A 15,751-nucleotide genomic window follows, 5' to 3' on the forward strand; every position below is an offset into this window, starting at 1 on the left:
CGCCGTTTCAATGGTGTAACCCTGAAGTATAGCCGCCACGGGCCGCGATCAATGCCCACGCAGGTCGCGCGCGCGGAAGCCCATCGCCAGCATGGCCACCGCGTAGGTCGCACCGCCACCGCCGACCAGCAGCGACAGGCTGCCGATCCGCTCCCAGACACCCATCGCGGAGAACGCTGGCAGCCAGTGCAACAGGGCCAGCAGCACACCAACCATGGCCGCACAGGCCAGCAGCAGGCGCAGCAGATAGCCGCCCCAGCCCGGCCGGCGCTGGTAGACGTCGGTCTTGCCCAGCCAGTACCACAACAGGCCGAGGTTCAGGTAACTGGACAGTGCGCTGGCAATGCCCAGCGCCAGGTGCAGGCCCGGCTGCTTGCCGATGGCCGCCATTACGCCCTGCGCTTTCAGCTCATCGGGCACCATCACCTGGTACAGCACGGCCAGCAGCGCGAAGTTGAACACCATGTTGGCCACCAGCGCGGCCACACCGGCGCGTACCGGAGTCTTGGTGTCCTGGCGGGCGTAGAACGCCGGCAGCACCACTTTCAACAGGGCGAACGCCGGCAGGCCGAAGCTCAGGCCGTACACCGACAGCGCGGTCATGCGGGTATCGAAGGCGCTGAACTGGCCGTGCTGGAAGATGGTTGCGATCAGCGGCTCGGCCAGCAGCAGCAGGCCCAGCATGGCCGGCACCGAGATCAGCAGGGTCATGCGCAGGCCCCAGTCCAGCGAGCGCGAGAAGCCCTCGCGGTCAGTACTCACGTGGTGGCGGGCCAGCGCCGGCAGGATCACCGTGCCCAGCGCCACGCCGAACACGCCCAGCGGCAGCTCCAGGAAGCGGTCGGCCAGCGACAGCCAGGACTGCGAGCCATCGGTCAGCTTGGCCGCGATGACGGTGTCCAGCAGCAGGTTGATCTGCGCCACCGACGAGCCGAACAGGGTCGGCACCATCAGCGTCATCACCTTGCGCACGCCCGGGTGGCGCCAGCCCCAGCGCGGCAGGGTCAGCAGGTTGATGCCATTCAGCGAGGGCAGCTGGAACAGCAGCTGCAGGATACCGGCGGCCAGTACCGCCCAGCCCAGTGCCAGGATCTGCTTCTCTGGAGTGCCGCCCAGCCGCGGGGCCAGCCACAGCGCACCGGCGATCATGCACAGGTTGAGGATGACCGGGGTGAGCGCCGGCATGGCGAAGCGCTGGAAGCTGTTCAGCGCGCCGCCGGCCAGCGCGGTGAGCGAGACGAACAACAGGAACGGGAAGGTCAGGCGGAACAGGTCGATCAGCAGGCCCTGCTTCACCGGGTCGGTATCAACGCCGCTTGAGAAGACCGAGGCCAGCTGCGGTGCGAAGATCAGCGCCACGGCGGTGACCAGCATCAGCACCCCACCCAGGGTACCGGCGGTGCGGGCCATCAACTCACGCAGTTCGGCGTGGCTGCGGGTTTCCTTCACTTCCGTGAACACCGGCACGAAAGCGGTGGCGAACGAGCCTTCGGCGAACAACCGGCGCAGGAAATTGGGTACCCTGAAGGCAACCCAGAACGCATCGGTGACCGCATTGGTGCCGAACGTGGTGGTGATCACCTGGTCCCGGACAAGTCCGAGCACCCGCGAGACCATGGTCATGCTGCTGAACGACAGCAGGCCTCGCAACATCTTCGGTGAACTCACTCAGCGTCCCTCTTGACAATCGACTTGACGTGCATTTCTCGGGCCATCATACTAGCTAGCTTGCTGTTCCCATAACACCGATTTTTTCAGGAAACCACCACCGTGGCCAATATCAAGTCCGCCAAGAAGCGCGCCAAGCAGACCGTCGTGCGCAACGCGCGCAACGTGGCTCAGCGCTCGATGCTGCGCACCGCTGTCAAGAAAGTGATCAAGGCGCTGGACGCCAACGATGCCGCCGGCGCCGAAGCCGCCTTCGCCGTTGCCCAGCCGATCCTGGATCGCTTCAGCGCGCGTGGCCTGATCCACAAGAACAAGGCTGCTCGCCATAAGAGCCGCCTGAACGACCGCATCAAGGCCCTCAAGGCCGCCTGATCCGGCGTTGCCGCCCTGCCCTTCGGGGTTTGGGCTGCAGACAAAAGCCCGGCCTCGGCCGGGTTTTTTGTTGCCTGCGATCCAGCTTATGTAGAGCCGAGCCCACGCTCGGCTGCCGTCTGCGCGGAAAGCCGAGCATGGCTCGGCTCTACAGCAAAAGCAGTCCCAACAAAAAACCCGGCCGAAGCCGGGTTTTTGCACGGAACCACAACGGCATCACTGCGCGTTGCGGGCTTCCAGCTCGTCTTCCTTCTGGCGATCGAAGAACGCCATGATCCGGCTCATGATCGGGAAGGTGCCTTCGCGGCCCAGCGCCGAGACCAGGAACCACGGCTCCTTCCAGCCCAGCTCGGCGACGATCTGCTCGGCCGCGGCCTTCGCTTCGTCTTCGAACATCAGGTCAGCCTTGTTCAGCACCAGCCAGCGCGGCTTCTGCAGCAGCTCCGGATCGTGCTTTTCCAGTTCGCGCTCGATCGCACGCACCTGCTCGACCGGGGAAATGCCTTCCACCCCACCTTCCATCGGCGAGATGTCCACCAGGTGCAGCAGCAGGCGGGTGCGCTGCAGGTGGCGCAGGAACTGCGCACCCAGGCCGGCGCCATCCGCCGCGCCTTCGATCAGGCCCGGAATGTCGGCAATCACGAAGCTGCGGTAGTTCTCCACCTTCACCACACCCAGGTTCGGGTACAGCGTGGTGAACGGGTAATCGGCCACCTTCGGCGTCGCCGCCGAAACGGCGCGGATCAGGGTGCTCTTGCCGGCGTTGGGGAAGCCCAGCAGGCCGACGTCGGCCAGCAGCTTCAACTCCAGCTTCAGCGTGCGCTCTTCGCCCGGCTCGCCCGGCAGCGCCTGGCGCGGCGAGCGGTTGGTCGAACTCTTGAAATGCATGTTGCCCAGGCCACCACGGCCACCCTTGGCCACCAGCAGGCGATCGCCGTGCTGGGTCAGGTCGCCGATGACTTCATCGGTGGCGACGTTGATCACCACGGTGCCGACCGGCACGGTGATGGTCAGGTCTTCGCCGCCCTTGCCATAGGCCTGGCGCCCCATGCCGTTCTCGCCACGCTGCGCCTTGAAAATGCGGTCATGGCGGAAGTCGACCAGGGTGTTCAGGTTTTCGTCGGCGCGGATGTACACGCTGCCGCCCGCACCGCCGTCGCCGCCGTCCGGGCCGCCGAGCGGAATGAACTTCTCGCGACGGAAGCCAATGCAGCCGTTGCCGCCGTTGCCGGCGAACACTTCGATTTCTGCTTCGTCTACCAGTTTCATTGTTTCGATGCCTGCGATGGGCGCGGCCTGACTGCCGTCGCCTTGAATGTCATGCCGGCCGCGGGCCGACAACCCGGCATGGCCGGTCTTGCGTTCACTCTAACGAAAAGCCCCGCCGAAGCGGGGCTCTCCATGCAACGTGCTCTTCATCCAGCACAGCCATGCCGGGGCATGGGTGCCGGCGATGCCTGGATCAGGCGTCGGCCGAGACGATGCTGACGGTACGACGCTTCTTGGCGCCCTTGACCGAGAACTCCACCTTGCCGTCCACGAGGGCGAACAGGGTGTGGTCACGGCCCAGGCCAACGCCCGAACCCGGGTGGAACTGGGTGCCGCGCTGACGCACGATGATGTTGCCGGCTTCGATGGCCTGGCCGCCGAAGATCTTGACGCCCAGGTACTTCGGGTTGGAGTCGCGACCGTTGCGCGAGGAGCCTACGCCCTTTTTATGTGCCATGACTGCTTCTCCTGATGCTTAGCCGGCGATGCCGGTGATCTCGATTTCGGTGTAGTACTGACGGTGACCCTGACGCTTCATGTGGTGCTTGCGGCGACGGAACTTGATGATCCGGACCTTGTCAGCACGCCCCTGGGACAGGACCTTGGCGGTGACGGCAGCGCCCTTCAGCGCATCGCCCAGCTTCACGCCGTCGCTGTCACCCAGCATCAGGATGTTGTCAAACTTGATCTCGCTGCCGACTTCGACTTCGAGCTTTTCAATGCGGAGCTTTTCGCCCTGCGCCACGCGGTATTGCTTACCGCCGGTGACCAGTACTGCGTACATGACCAGGCCTTCCTCTGTAGTTATTGTGGTCTGAGCTGCCGCCATCGAGGGCGGACAGGAGCGGGATTGTACGCAGATCAGCGGGCGCGGGTCAAGTCAACCCCTGCATAGCCCGGGGGCCGGCCCTGTAGGGCCGAACCATGCCCGGCTGAACGGTCCGGGGCCCAGGCAGCCGGGCATGGCCCGGCTCTACACAAAGCTGTCGGCCTGTCTCATCAGGTGAGACATCGGGCTGGCATTGTCGCCCATTGCCCCCATCTGGTCACCTCGGTAGGCTGACCGATTGCCGTTCCCTGCTGGCCCGGCACCCAGCCAACGCCCCCACAACCGGATCCCCCATGGCGATGGATTTCATCCGCATCCGCGGCGCGCGGACGCACAACCTGAAGAACCTCGACCTCGACCTGCCCCGCGACAAGCTGATCGTGATCACCGGCCTGTCCGGTTCGGGCAAGTCCTCGCTGGCGTTCGACACCATCTATGCAGAAGGCCAGCGCCGCTACGTCGAATCGCTGTCGGCCTATGCGCGCCAGTTCCTGAGCGTGATGGAAAAGCCGGACCTGGACCACATCGAAGGCCTGTCTCCGGCCATCTCGATCGAGCAGAAGTCGACCTCGCACAACCCGCGTTCGACGGTCGGCACCATCACCGAGATCTACGACTACCTGCGCCTGCTGTACGCCCGCGTCGGCACTCCGCGCTGCCCGGACCACGGCTATCCGCTGGAAGCGCAGACGGTCAGCCAGATGGTCGATCAGGTACTGACCCTGGACCCGGAACAGCGCTACATGCTGCTGGCCCCGGTCATCCGCGACCGCAAGGGCGAACACGCCCAGGTGTTCGACCAGCTGCGCGCGCAGGGCTTCGTGCGTGTGCGCGTGGACGGCGAGCTGCATGAAATCGATGCGGTGCCGCCGCTGGCGCTGCGCCAGAAGCACACCATCGAGGCGGTGATCGACCGCTTCCGCCCGCGCGAGGACATCAAGCAGCGCCTGGCCGAGAGCTTCGAGACCGCGCTGAAGCTCGGCGATGGCATGGCCTCGGTGCAGAGCCTGGACACCGCCGACGCCACGCCGGCACTGTTCTCCTCCAAGTACTCCTGCCCGGTCTGCGACTACTCGCTGCCGGAGCTGGAACCGCGTCTGTTCTCGTTCAACGCACCGATGGGTGCCTGTCCCGGCTGCGATGGCCTGGGCATCGCCGAATTCTTCGACCCTTCGCGCGTGGTCGTGCACCCGGAGCTGTCGCTGGCCGCTGGTGCGGTGCGTGGCTGGGACCGTCGCAACGCCTACTACTTCCAGCTGATCGCCTCGCTGGCCAAGCACTACAAGTTCGACGTGGACGCCGCGTGGAACTCGCTGTCGGCCAAGATCCAGCAGGCCGTGCTGTACGGCAGTGGCGACGAAACGATCACCTTCACCTACTTCACCGAAGCCGGTGGCCGCACCCAGCGCAAGCATCGCTTCGAGGGCATCATTCCCAACCTCGAGCGCCGCTACAAGGAAACCGAATCGCCGGCGGTGCGCGAGGAACTGTCCAAGTACATCAGCGAGCAACCGTGCCCGGAATGCAACGGCGCGCGCCTGAACAAGGCGGCACGCAACGTGTTCGTGGCCGATCGTCCGCTACCGGAGCTGGTGGTGCTGCCGATCGACGAGGCACTGAAGTTCTTCAGCGAACTGAGCCTGCCGGGCTGGCGCGGCGAGATCGCCGCGAAGATCGTCAAGGAGATCGGCGAACGCCTCGGCTTCCTGGTCGATGTCGGCCTGGATTACCTGACCTTGGAGCGCAAGGCCGACACCTTGTCCGGAGGCGAGGCGCAGCGCATCCGCCTGGCCAGCCAGATCGGCGCCGGCCTGGTCGGCGTGATGTACGTGCTCGACGAGCCGTCGATCGGCCTGCACCAGCGCGACAACGAACGCCTGCTCGGCACCCTCACCCGCCTGCGTGACCTGGGCAACACGGTGATCGTGGTCGAGCATGACGAGGATGCGATCCGGCTGGCCGACTATGTGCTGGACATCGGCCCGGGCGCGGGCGTGCACGGCGGCGAGATCGTCGGCCAGGGCACCCTGCAGGACATCCTGGAGGCACCACGCTCGCTGACCGGCCAGTACCTTTCGGGCAAGCGCGCGATCGAGATCCCGGCGCGCCGGCACACCCCGAACCCGAAAATGACCCTGCATCTGCGCGGGGCGACCGGCAACAACCTGAAGGGCGTGGACCTGGCGATTCCGTCGGGGCTGCTGACCTGCGTGACCGGCGTGTCCGGCTCGGGCAAGTCGACCCTGATCAACGACACCCTGTTCTCGCTGGCCGCCAACGAGATCAACGGCGCCTCGCATCCGATCGCTCCCTACAAGGAGATCGATGGCCTGGACCTGTTCGACAAGGTGGTGGACATCGACCAGTCGCCGATCGGCCGCACCCCGCGTTCGAACCCGGCCACCTACACCGGCCTGTTCACTCCCCTGCGCGAACTGTTCGCACAGGTGCCCGAAGCGCGTGCGCGTGGCTATTCGCCGGGCCGCTTCAGCTTCAACGTGCGCGGCGGCCGCTGCGAAGCCTGCCAGGGTGATGGCCTGATCAAGGTCGAAATGCACTTCCTGCCGGACGTGTACGTGCCGTGCGATGTCTGCCATGGCAAGCGCTACAACCGCGAGACGCTGGAGATCCTGTACAAGGGCTTCAACATCAACGACGTGCTGGAAATGACCGTCGAGGATGCGCTGAAGCTGTTCGAGCCGGTGCCGTCGATCGCGCGCAAGCTGGAAACACTGGTCGACGTCGGCCTGAGCTACATCAAGCTGGGCCAGAGCGCGACCACATTGTCCGGTGGTGAAGCGCAGCGCGTGAAGCTGTCCAAGGAACTGTCACGCCGCGATACCGGCCGCACCCTGTACATCCTCGACGAGCCGACCACCGGCCTGCACTTCCACGACATCGAAGCGCTGCTGGGCGTGCTGCACAAGCTGCGCGACGAAGGCAACACGGTGGTGGTGATCGAGCACAACCTGGACGTGATCAAGACCGCCGACTGGATTGTGGATCTGGGACCGGAAGGCGGCCATCGCGGTGGCACCATCCTGGTCACCGGCACGCCGGAGGACGTGGCGGCCTGCCCGCAGTCGTACACCGGCCAGTTCCTGGCCCGCATGCTGCCCTCCACCAGCGCGCGCCCGGAGCAACCGGCTGCGGTGGCCAACAAGCCCGACGCCCGTCCGCCACGCAAGGTGAAGCCTGAGAAGCCGGCGAAGAAGGCGGTGGCTGCCAAGAGCACCGGCAAGACCAGCAAGACCGCGACGACCCGCAAGAAGAAGGACGCCTGATGAGCAGCGAACACAAGATCCTGGCCCGCATCCCGATCAGCGTACGGTGGCGCGACATGGACAGCATGGGCCACGTCAACAACGCCAAGTACATTTCCTATCTGGAAGAAGCCCGCGTGCGCTGGATGCTGGGCGTTGAAGGCGTGTCGATGACCGACCGCATCGCACCGGTGGTGGCCGCGACCAACGTCAACTACCGGCTGCCGATCGTATGGCCCAACGACATCCTGGTCGAGCTGTTCGTCGAGCGCCTGGGCAACAGCAGCGTGACCATCGGCCACCGCATCGTCGACCAGCAGGACGATTCGAAGCTGTATTCCGACGGTAACGTGGTGGTGGTCTGGATGGATACGCAGACCGGCAGGAGCGCACCGCTGCCGGAGGCGATCCGCAGCGCGTCGAGCTGATCCGCTTCTGGTAGATGCCGACCTTGGTCGGCGTCTGGTCCGCCGGGCATGGCCCGGCGCTACCGTTGCAATTCAAAGGACTGACATGATCCATCAGACTGAACTGAGCGACCTGCTGCCCGGCATGGTCCCCTTCCCCACCGACGTCTTCCCCGCTGACCAGGCGTGGCTCGCCCAGCATCTGCTGCCGCTGCTGAAGATCGACCTGGGTGTGCTGCGCCCGGAACTGGCCGGCCAGGTGGCAACGATGCTGTGCCCGATCGAGCCGTATGACGGCTGCATCGGCGAGACCACCGAAGAACACCACAACGATTTCACCGGCACCAACTGGATCGCCTTCGAACTGACCGCCGGCAACGAGATGCGCTTTCTCGGCAACGAGGGCTATTTCATCGGCGACGCGGTGCAGGACAAGCACGCGCAGGAACACATCGCACAGATGCGCGAGAGCTATGCCAAGGCGCGTGACTACCATGCCACGCACGGGCGCCTGGCCTGCTACTCGCGCTTCGGCAAGGGCGAACCCAGCGAGCGTGACTACCTGGATACGCTGGGTGGCCCAATCGGCTTCGGCAACTGGACCGAGACCGCAGAGATTCCCGCCGCCTTCGAGCTTGGCTTCACCGACGCTGCCGATGACCCCAACGCTGCGGACGATGCTGAAACGGTGATCATCACCCGCAATGGCAACACGTTCTTCGCCGTGGCCGACGTGGCCGGCTACAACTGGTGCGCCACCGGTGCCGATGCGATCGTGATGCTGTACGAGCCGGAAAGCCGCACGGTGCTGTTCTCGTACGACTGGACGTAAGCCCCCGCAGTAGTGCCGGCTGCTGGCCGGCATTTCCTGTGCTGCCGGCCAGCGGCCGGCACGACCATCCCGCTACGGCGCAGCCTTGCGCACGGTCAGCGCCGCACTCGCTTCGTCACCGCCTTCCAGCTGCAGCCGCAGCGGCAGCGCCTGGCCTTCCTTCAACGGGCCCTTGCCCTGCATCAGCATCAGGTGCAGGCCACCGGGCTTGAGCTCGGCACGCGCGCCCGGTGCCAATGGCAGGCGCTCGATCGTGCGCATCCGGCTGACCCCATCGACGATGGTGGTTTCGTGCAGCGACACATCGCCAAACACCGCACTGCTTGCGCCGGTGATCACCACCGCCTTGCTGCAGCCGTTGTGGATCACGCCGTAGCCGGCGGTCATCGGCATCGCCGGATTCGGTGGCAACCGCGCCCAGCCCTGCTCCACCGTGACGCAGGCCGGTTCCGCCGCCGAAACCGATGCTGCGGCCGCACACAGAACCAACAGTACGCCAACGAATGGTTTGGTTATCATCGTCCAGGTTCCTTCTTCGCAACGAGACCGCAGCATGACGACGCTCATCGAGGTGATCAACCATGGCCCCATTCGCGAACTGCGCCTGGCGCGGCCGCCGGTCAACGCACTGGACACCGAACTGTGCCGGCAGTTGATCCATGCCATCGAGCTGGCCATGGCCGAAGACGCGCACGGCATCGTGCTGTCGGGCAGCGAGCGTATCTTCACCGGCGGCATGGACGTGCCGCACCTGCTCTCGCATGGAGATGACAAGCACAAGTTGCTGGACACCTGGAACGCCTTCTTTGGCGCCGTGCGCACGCTGGCCGAGAGCCGCATTCCGGTGGTCGCGGCGATCACCGGCCACGCCCCGGCGGGTGGCTGCGTGCTGGCGCTGTGCTGCGACTACCGCGTCATGGCGCGCAGCGCCGATCCGTCGCGACCGTATGCCATCGGCCTGAACGAAGTGCAGGTCGGCCTGATCGCACCGGAGGGCATCCAGCGCCTGCTGCGCCGTGCGGTGGGCGTGCACCGCGCCGGTGTCCTGCTGACCACCGGTTCGCTGGTGCCGGCCGAACAGGCGCTGCAGATCGGCCTGGTCGACGAACTGGCCGAAGGTGACCTGGTGGTCGCGCGTGCCGTGGCCTGGCTGCAGAACCTGCTCAAGCAGCCGCGCCAGCCGATGCTGCTGACCCGCGCCATCGCCCGCGCGGACCTGCACGTGGCGCTGCAGCCGGACCTGATCCAGCTCGACCGCTTCGTCGAGGCCTGGTTTGCGCCGGACGCACAGAACGCCCTGCAGGCGCTCGTGGCCCGCCTCGGCAAATAGCGGTTGCCTCGCCCGGGGTCAGATCCCTTTCGCCGGGCGAAAGGGAACTGACCCCTGACCGGTATAATCAGGCCCTCTTTCACTGCCGTGGCCGCCCCCTTGAACGACACGCCCGAACCCGTCGTCTCCGAGCTGATCGACCTGCTCACCCTGGAGCGGCTGGAGGACAACCTGTTCCGCGGGCAGAGCCGCGACATCGGCACCAAGTACGTGTTCGGCGGGCAGGTGCTGGGCCAGGCGCTGGCCGCGGCCCAGGCCACGGTCGACAACGGCCGCCACGTGCACTCACTGCACGCCTACTTCCTGCGCGCCGGCAACATCGACCACCCGATCGTCTACGACGTGGACCGCACCCGCGACGGCGGCAGCTTCTCGGTACGCCGGGTCACTGCGATCCAGCACGGCAAGGTGATCTTCTTCTGCGCGGCCTCGTTCCAGCAGGCCGAGACCGGCGCCGAGCACCAGCACAAGATGCCCGAAGTGCCGCAGCCGGAAGACATCGAACCGAACCGTCCGCTGCCGGCCGAAGTGCTGGAGCGGCTGCCGATCAAGGTGCAGCGCTGGCTGTCGCGCGGCGGCCCGTTCGAGTTCCGCCATGTCTACCCGCGTGACGAACTGAACCCGCCCAAGCGTCCGCCCTACCACCAGGTGTGGCTGCGCCTGAGCGAGCCGGTCGGCGACGCCCCGGAACTGCACCAGGCGCTGCTGGCCTATGCCTCCGATTTCCACCTGCTGGGAACGGCAACCTTCCCGCACGGCATCAGCTATTACCACCCGCACGTGCAGATGGCCTCGCTCGACCACGCGATCTGGTTCCATCGCCCGTTCCGCGCCGACGACTGGCTGCTGTACTCCCTGGACAGCCCCAGCGCGCAGGATTCGCGCGGCCTGGCCCGCGGCCAGTTCTTCACCCGCAACGGCGTGCTGGTGGCCAGTACCGCGCAGGAGGGCCTGATCCGCGTGGTTCCCGACCAGGCCGCGGCCGCCGCCGTGCCGGCCAAGGAGTAAACCGATGCGCCAGATCTTCAGCAGCCAGCGCGTGGAAACCGTCGAAGGCGTAGCCGACCTGCTGCGCGAGCACGGCATCGACGTCAAGGTGACCAACGGGCGCTCGTACAAGACCCGCCGCCGCGGTCAGTTCAGCTATACCGACCTGGGCAACGCCAACGCCTACCCGGCAGTCTGGATCGTGCGCGCCGACGATCAGCCGCGCGCACGCGAAATCCTGCGCGAGGCCCGCCTGCTCGACACCACCCGCCGCGACCACCCAACCGCCGAGTTCGCCTTCCGCGACACCGCCGAAACGAGCGGCAGCGGCCGCGGCTGGGCTTGGCGCATCCGCATCGCCCTGCTGGTGGTGATCGCCGGCGTGGCGCTGGTGATCGGCCTGCGCCATCGCGGCGCCCCGGCACCTGCCGCACCGGCTCCTGCCGCGCAGGCCCAGCCGCAGCAGGCGCAACCGGCCCCTCAGGCCGCGCCGGAAGAGGAAGAAGTCCGGGTCCGTATCCAGCCCTCCAAGTAAGAGGCGGTAGCGCCGGGCCATGCCCGGCGAGCACAGCGGCCTGGCAGCAGGGTCGCGACTTCACCGTAACCCGTCAGGATTGGAGCCCCCTTGTTGTTCAAGGGGGTGCGCCAACGGCGCGGGGATGAGGTGGAATGCGCGGACCGCAGATGCATCAGCATCTGCGGTCACATTGGGCGCGCAGCTCCGTCATGGGACACAATCCCAGCAGGAGAGCCGCCGCCATGACGACGTTCGCCGCATCGATCGACCAGACCCTGGAACGCGAACTGCCCGCTGCCGCCAGCGGTTGCCAGCACGCCTACGGCCGCATCGTGCTGGCCTGCCAGAACACGGTCACCGCCATCGCGCTGGCCATCACCCGCGACCGCCAGGCCAGCGAGGACATTGCCCAGGAAGCCTTTGTGAAGGGCTGGCAGCAGCTGCACCAGCTGCGCAGCGCGACCAGCTTCCTGCCGTGGCTGCGGCAGATCACCCGCAACCTGGCCCGCGACTGGCTGCGCGCCCAGCGTGGCCGTCCACTGACCGGCGAGGCGGCCGAGGTGGCGATGGGGATGGCCGCAGATCCATCGCCGGGCGCCGCCGATCGCCTGCAGCGGGTGGAGGAAGAAATCGCCGCCGAGGACATCATCTCCACCCTACCCGCCGACAGCCGCGAAGTGCTGTTGCTGTACTACCGCGAAGGCCAGCGCTCGCAGCAGGTGGCCGACCTGCTCGGTCTCAGCGACGCGGCGGTGCGCAAGCGCCTGTCGCGCGCCCGCACCCTGGTGCGCGACGGCCTGCTGCAGCACTTCGGTGAGTTCGCACGCAGCAGCGCGCCGAGCGCTGCATTCGCCACCGCCGTGGTGTCGATGGTCCTGGTGGCCGCACCCGGCACCGCCAGTGCCGCGATCCTGCTCAGCACCGGCGTCGGCGTGGGCGGCAGCAAGCTGGGCCTGGGCGGCGTCAGTGCCGCAGGCGGCGCAGCCATGGGTTCACTGACGGCCGCCGCCAGCCAGCTGCACCTGATACCCGCCAGCAACTGGGCCGCCGTTGCCGGGGGCGTCGTCGGTGGCATCATCGGCAGCTATCTGGGGGGCCGCTTCCTGCTGCGCTTCGCAGACACCCCGCAGGAACGGGCGGCCGTGCGACGGTTCGTGCACCTCAATACGTTCACTGCGATGGTCGTCTGCACCAGCCTGTTGGTTTCGCTGATGCTGCAGGTGCCGCTGTGGCTGCAACTTGCCATTCTCGTCATCGGCCTGGGTACGGTGAACTACCAGTGCCTGGTGCCGCTGCAGCGCGTGATGGCCCCCATGATCGCGCGTGATTCGGCGCGGCGCGGCCGCAGCGGAACCAACTGGCAATACGAATCCGTCTACGGGCGCACCGGCATCATCGGCGCGAACGTCTTCGTGATCGCCTTGGTGGTGTATGCATTGATGCGCAGCGGAAACGTATAACGGACAACGCCGGCAGTCTGCCGGCGTTGTCGTCATTCACTGCGTCGACCCTCAGCGCTGCGGCGCCGGTGCGCCACCGTCGCGCGGACCGCCATGGCGCGGGCCACCGTGCATCGGGCCCTTGGCGGCGTCGAACTCGGCCTTGCTCAGCTGGCCGTCCTTGTTGGTGTCGGCGGCAGCGAACCAGGCATCACGATGCTGCTTCATGCGCAGCTCGCGGTCGGCCTTGTCCAGATAGCCGTCCTTGTTCAGATCAAGCTGGTCGAAGCGCGCGGCCAGGCGCGGATCGGCCTTGGCTTCCTCGCGGCTGATGCGGCCGTCCTTGTTGACGTCCAGCTTGGCCCAGCGCTCACCGCCGTGGCCACGGCGGCCATGCTTCCAGCGCGGCAGCTCATCGCGCGAGAGCTTGCCGTCCTTGTTCTTGTCCAGCTCGTCGAACTTCGCGGCCAGGCGCGGGTTGGCAGCGGCTTCGCCGCGGTCGATGACGCCGTCGCCGTTGGTGTCCAGTTTGGCCGGACGCTGCGCGGGCGTGGCCGGGGTGTCGGCAGCGAGCGCGATACCGGAAGCGGAGGTGCCGAGCAGCAGGGCCAGCAGCAGGGGGGTACGGATCATGAGGTCACTCCTGGGGATGGGAACAGCGTCGGGGTGATCACTTCACCCTCGGGGGACAACAACGCCCGGGCGCGACATCGGTTGACGCCGCTGCCGGTGCCATTCATCCGGCGGACAGTCGCCGCCACTGCGACAACCTGGGGCTATGCTGTGCCCATGGCGATGCATGGCGACAGAGACGACGAACTGCGACTTTTCCAGACCGGCGAGCACCCCTGCGGGTACTGGTCGGACCGGGTGGCACGCGACCTGGTGCTGGACCCGAACGACCGCCGCCTCGGTGCGCTCTATCCGCTGGCACTGAGCTGGGGCTTCCGCCGCAGCGGCGATCTGGTCTACCGGCCCCATTGCGCGCACTGCCAGGCCTGCGTGGCGGTGCGGATCCCGGTGGCGCGCTTCGCTCCGGACCGCAGCCAGCGCCGCTGCGCCGCCCGCAATGCCGACCTGGAGGTACGGATCACCGCCGCCACCGCCCGCGACGACCTGTTCGCGCTGTATCACCGCTACCTCACCCACCGCCACGCCAATGGCGGCATGGACGACCACGGCCCGCACGAATTCGAGCAGTTCCTGATCGGCAGCTGGTCGCACACCCGTTTCATGGAAATGCGCCTGCCCGGCCACGACGGCCAGCCCAGCCAACTGCTGGGGGTGGCGGTGACCGACGTCACCGAGCACGGCCTGTCGGCGGTCTACACGTTCTTCGACCCGGACCACGCCGCGCGCGGGCTGGGCACCTTCGCGATCCTGCAGCAGATTGAATGGGCGCGCCGCGAGGGCCTGCCACACGTGTACCTGGGCTACTGGATCCGCGGCCACCAGAAGATGGACTACAAGCGCCGCTTCCATCCGCTGGAGGCGTACGACGGCCGCCGCTGGCACGATTTCGACAACGAACTGGACGGGCGCTGACAAACCGCTGACACCAGGCCAGGTGCACAATACGGCCCATGAACATGACCCGCCGCCATCCCCTGATCCTCGCCCTGGCCCTGCTCTGCGGCGCCACCGCCCCTGCCTTCGCCACGTCCCCCGCGATGACCGAAAAGCCGTCCACTGCGCTGCGCCTGGCTACCTACAATACCTCGCTGTACTCCGACGACGCCGGTGGCCTGATCAAGGAACTGGAAGGCGACAGCGAGCACGCACGCAAGATCGCCGCGGTACTGCAGCAGGTGCGCCCGGATCTGGTGCTGCTGAACGAATTCGATTTCGACGACGCCCATCGCGCCGCCGACCTGTTCCAGAAGCGCTACCTGGAAGTCGCCCAGCCCGGCGGCGGCAAGCCGCTGCATTTCGCCTACCGCTATCTGGCCCCGGTCAATACCGGCGTGCCCAGTGGCCTGGACCTGGACAACAACGGCGTGGTCGGCGGCGAAGGCCGCAGCCGCGGCAACGATGCGTGGGGCTACGGCCTGCACCCGGGCCAGTACGGCATGCTGGTGCTGTCGCGTTACCCGATCGATGAAGCCAAGGTACGCAGCTTCCAGCTGCTGAAATGGAGTGCGATGCCGGGTGCCATCCGCCCGGTCGATCCGCGTACCGGCCAGAGCTTCTACAACGACCAGGTGTGGTCGCAGCTGCGCCTGTCGTCGAAGTCGCATTGGGACGTGCCGGTGAAGACCCCGGCCGGCGTGGTGCATGCGCTGGTCTCGCACCCGACCCCGCCGGTGTTCGACGGCCCGGAGAAGCGCAACGCGGCGCGCAACCACGACGAGCTGCGCCTGTGGCAGGAGTACCTTTCCAAGGGTGACAAGCCGTGGCTGTGTGACGACAAGGGCCAGTGCGGTGGCCTGGCGCAGGACGCACGCTTCGTGATCCTGGGCGACCTCAACAACGACCCGGTCGACGGCGATGGCCGCCATGAGGCGATCGTCGAGCTGATCGAGAACGCCCGCGTGCTGCGCTACCCCACCCCGCGCAGCGTCGGCGGTGAGCAGACCAGCCTGGCCTATGCGGCCAAGGGCATCGAGCGCAAGGGCGCACCGTTCCACGCCACCGGCGACTTCGGCCCGAAGTCCGGCACCATGCGCCTGGACTACGTACTGCCCTCGACCGGTTTCGAGTACATCGGCAGCGGCATCTTCTGGCCGGCCAATGAAAGCCCGGAGGCGAAGATCGCCGACGGCAGCGACCACCACCTGGTGTGGGTGGATGTGCGGTAGAGTCGACTGTTAGTCGACTGCACGGAAATCTGTACCGACC

Annotated in this window: 16 protein-coding genes; 10 read left to right on the forward strand and 6 right to left on the reverse strand. The window is 66.8% G+C overall.

Going from position 1 to position 15,751, the window contains the following annotated elements:
• Positions 1 to 48: 48 nt before the first annotated feature.
• Positions 49 to 1,653 (reverse strand): murein biosynthesis integral membrane protein MurJ, encoded by a 1,605-nt coding sequence (gene murJ / locus N5D45_RS11810; RefSeq protein ID WP_197656434.1) that lies wholly within the window; start codon positions 1,651 to 1,653, stop codon positions 49 to 51.
• Between the two features lie 117 nt (positions 1,654 to 1,770).
• On the opposite strand from murJ, the gene rpsT reads away from it, so the two are divergent.
• Entirely contained in the window at positions 1,771 to 2,040 is a 270-nt protein-coding gene (gene rpsT, locus N5D45_RS11815) for a 30S ribosomal protein S20 (protein ID WP_005408560.1), read from the forward strand.
• Positions 2,041 to 2,256: 216 nt separating this feature from the next.
• Here the strand turns inward: rpsT and cgtA are convergent, their stop codons facing one another.
• The 3 genes from cgtA to rplU form a co-directional block, all read right to left on the reverse strand.
• Positions 2,257 to 3,309 carry an Obg family GTPase CgtA gene (gene cgtA, locus N5D45_RS11820; RefSeq protein WP_010483324.1) on the reverse strand — a complete coding sequence of 351 codons (1,053 nt, stop codon included), beginning with the start codon at positions 3,307 to 3,309 and terminating at the stop codon, positions 2,257 to 2,259.
• A gap of 193 nt (positions 3,310 to 3,502) precedes the next feature.
• A complete protein-coding gene (gene rpmA / locus N5D45_RS11825; protein WP_005415704.1) occupies positions 3,503 to 3,766 on the reverse strand; it encodes a 50S ribosomal protein L27 in 264 nt (87 codons plus the stop codon).
• Positions 3,767 to 3,784: 18 nt separating this feature from the next.
• Positions 3,785 to 4,093 (reverse strand): 50S ribosomal protein L21, encoded by a 309-nt coding sequence (rplU, locus tag N5D45_RS11830; RefSeq protein ID WP_005408557.1) that lies wholly within the window; start codon positions 4,091 to 4,093, stop codon positions 3,785 to 3,787.
• Positions 4,094 to 4,431: 338 nt separating this feature from the next.
• On the opposite strand from rplU, the gene uvrA reads away from it, so the two are divergent.
• The 3 genes from uvrA to N5D45_RS11845 all read left to right on the forward strand — a co-directional run bounded on the left by uvrA (position 4,432) and on the right by N5D45_RS11845 (position 8,640).
• The gene (gene uvrA, locus N5D45_RS11835) at positions 4,432 to 7,422 is read left to right on the forward strand and encodes an excinuclease ABC subunit UvrA (protein ID WP_043396729.1); all 2,991 of its coding nucleotides are present in this window, start codon (positions 4,432 to 4,434) and stop codon (positions 7,420 to 7,422) included.
• Entirely contained in the window at positions 7,422 to 7,829 is a 408-nt protein-coding gene (locus tag N5D45_RS11840) for a thioesterase family protein (RefSeq protein ID WP_010483330.1), read from the forward strand. The genes uvrA and N5D45_RS11840 overlap by 1 nt, the downstream gene beginning before the upstream one ends.
• Positions 7,830 to 7,914: 85 nt before the next feature.
• Entirely contained in the window at positions 7,915 to 8,640 is a 726-nt protein-coding gene (locus N5D45_RS11845) for an enolase (RefSeq protein ID WP_279939005.1), read from the forward strand.
• Positions 8,641 to 8,712: 72 nt separating this feature from the next.
• Here the strand turns inward: N5D45_RS11845 and N5D45_RS11850 are convergent, their stop codons facing one another.
• On the reverse strand, positions 8,713 to 9,159 hold the full coding sequence (locus tag N5D45_RS11850; RefSeq protein ID WP_279939006.1) for a copper chaperone PCu(A)C: 447 nt from the start codon (positions 9,157 to 9,159) through the stop codon (positions 8,713 to 8,715).
• Positions 9,160 to 9,193: 34 nt separating this feature from the next.
• Here N5D45_RS11850 and N5D45_RS11855 point away from each other — a divergent pair, with 34 nt between their 5' ends.
• The 4 genes from N5D45_RS11855 to N5D45_RS11870 all read left to right on the forward strand — a co-directional run bounded on the left by N5D45_RS11855 (position 9,194) and on the right by N5D45_RS11870 (position 12,934).
• Positions 9,194 to 9,970, forward strand: a complete 777-nt coding sequence (locus tag N5D45_RS11855) for an enoyl-CoA hydratase/isomerase family protein (RefSeq protein ID WP_010483336.1) — start codon at positions 9,194 to 9,196, stop codon at positions 9,968 to 9,970.
• A gap of 99 nt (positions 9,971 to 10,069) precedes the next feature.
• Positions 10,070 to 10,978 carry an acyl-CoA thioesterase II gene (gene tesB / locus N5D45_RS11860; protein WP_005412623.1) on the forward strand — a complete coding sequence of 303 codons (909 nt, stop codon included), beginning with the start codon at positions 10,070 to 10,072 and terminating at the stop codon, positions 10,976 to 10,978.
• 4 nt (positions 10,979 to 10,982) lie between these two features.
• Positions 10,983 to 11,492, forward strand: a complete 510-nt coding sequence (locus N5D45_RS11865; protein ID WP_279939007.1) for a pathogenicity-like protein — start codon at positions 10,983 to 10,985, stop codon at positions 11,490 to 11,492.
• 224 nt (positions 11,493 to 11,716) lie between these two features.
• The gene (locus N5D45_RS11870) at positions 11,717 to 12,934 is read left to right on the forward strand and encodes a sigma-70 family RNA polymerase sigma factor (RefSeq protein WP_057502694.1); all 1,218 of its coding nucleotides are present in this window, start codon (positions 11,717 to 11,719) and stop codon (positions 12,932 to 12,934) included.
• A gap of 51 nt (positions 12,935 to 12,985) precedes the next feature.
• On the opposite strand, the gene N5D45_RS11875 is transcribed toward N5D45_RS11870, so the two are convergent.
• Positions 12,986 to 13,546, reverse strand: a complete 561-nt coding sequence (locus N5D45_RS11875; protein WP_043396741.1) for an EF-hand domain-containing protein — start codon at positions 13,544 to 13,546, stop codon at positions 12,986 to 12,988.
• A gap of 156 nt (positions 13,547 to 13,702) precedes the next feature.
• Between N5D45_RS11875 and N5D45_RS11880 the strand changes: the two genes are divergently transcribed.
• Both N5D45_RS11880 and N5D45_RS11885 read left to right on the forward strand, forming a co-directional pair.
• On the forward strand, positions 13,703 to 14,458 hold the full coding sequence (locus tag N5D45_RS11880) for an arginyltransferase (protein ID WP_010483343.1): 756 nt from the start codon (positions 13,703 to 13,705) through the stop codon (positions 14,456 to 14,458).
• Positions 14,459 to 14,496: 38 nt separating this feature from the next.
• Positions 14,497 to 15,711: an endonuclease/exonuclease/phosphatase family protein gene (locus tag N5D45_RS11885; RefSeq protein ID WP_049411395.1), complete on the forward strand. Its 1,215-nt coding sequence runs from the start codon at positions 14,497 to 14,499 to the stop codon at positions 15,709 to 15,711.
• The last annotated feature ends 40 nt before the right edge of the window (positions 15,712 to 15,751 follow it).

The sequence above is a fragment of the Stenotrophomonas sp. GD03819 genome, assembly GCF_029841665.1.
Lineage (GTDB): Bacteria > Pseudomonadota > Gammaproteobacteria > Xanthomonadales > Xanthomonadaceae > Stenotrophomonas > Stenotrophomonas geniculata.

Bases quoted from the DNA above. Each gene is read 5' to 3' on its own strand.
- murJ (WP_197656434.1), bottom strand. From the start codon at position 1,653: ATGTTGCGAGGCCTGCTGTCGTTCAGCAGCATGACCATGGTCTCGCGG.
- cgtA (WP_010483324.1), bottom strand. From the start codon at position 3,309: ATGAAACTGGTAGACGAAGCAGAAATCGAAGTGTTCGCCGGCAACGGC.
- rpmA (WP_005415704.1), bottom strand. From the start codon at position 3,766: ATGGCACATAAAAAGGGCGTAGGCTCCTCGCGCAACGGTCGCGACTCC.
- rplU (WP_005408557.1), bottom strand. From the start codon at position 4,093: ATGTACGCAGTACTGGTCACCGGCGGTAAGCAATACCGCGTGGCGCAG.
- uvrA (WP_043396729.1), top strand. From the start codon at position 4,432: ATGGCGATGGATTTCATCCGCATCCGCGGCGCGCGGACGCACAACCTG.
- N5D45_RS11840 (WP_010483330.1), top strand. From the start codon at position 7,422: ATGAGCAGCGAACACAAGATCCTGGCCCGCATCCCGATCAGCGTACGG.
- N5D45_RS11845 (WP_279939005.1), top strand. From the start codon at position 7,915: ATGATCCATCAGACTGAACTGAGCGACCTGCTGCCCGGCATGGTCCCC.
- N5D45_RS11850 (WP_279939006.1), bottom strand. From the start codon at position 9,159: ATGATAACCAAACCATTCGTTGGCGTACTGTTGGTTCTGTGTGCGGCC.
- N5D45_RS11855 (WP_010483336.1), top strand. From the start codon at position 9,194: ATGACGACGCTCATCGAGGTGATCAACCATGGCCCCATTCGCGAACTG.
- N5D45_RS11865 (WP_279939007.1), top strand. From the start codon at position 10,983: ATGCGCCAGATCTTCAGCAGCCAGCGCGTGGAAACCGTCGAAGGCGTA.
- N5D45_RS11870 (WP_057502694.1), top strand. From the start codon at position 11,717: ATGACGACGTTCGCCGCATCGATCGACCAGACCCTGGAACGCGAACTG.
- N5D45_RS11875 (WP_043396741.1), bottom strand. From the start codon at position 13,546: ATGATCCGTACCCCCCTGCTGCTGGCCCTGCTGCTCGGCACCTCCGCT.
- N5D45_RS11880 (WP_010483343.1), top strand. From the start codon at position 13,703: ATGGCGATGCATGGCGACAGAGACGACGAACTGCGACTTTTCCAGACC.
- N5D45_RS11885 (WP_049411395.1), top strand. From the start codon at position 14,497: ATGAACATGACCCGCCGCCATCCCCTGATCCTCGCCCTGGCCCTGCTC.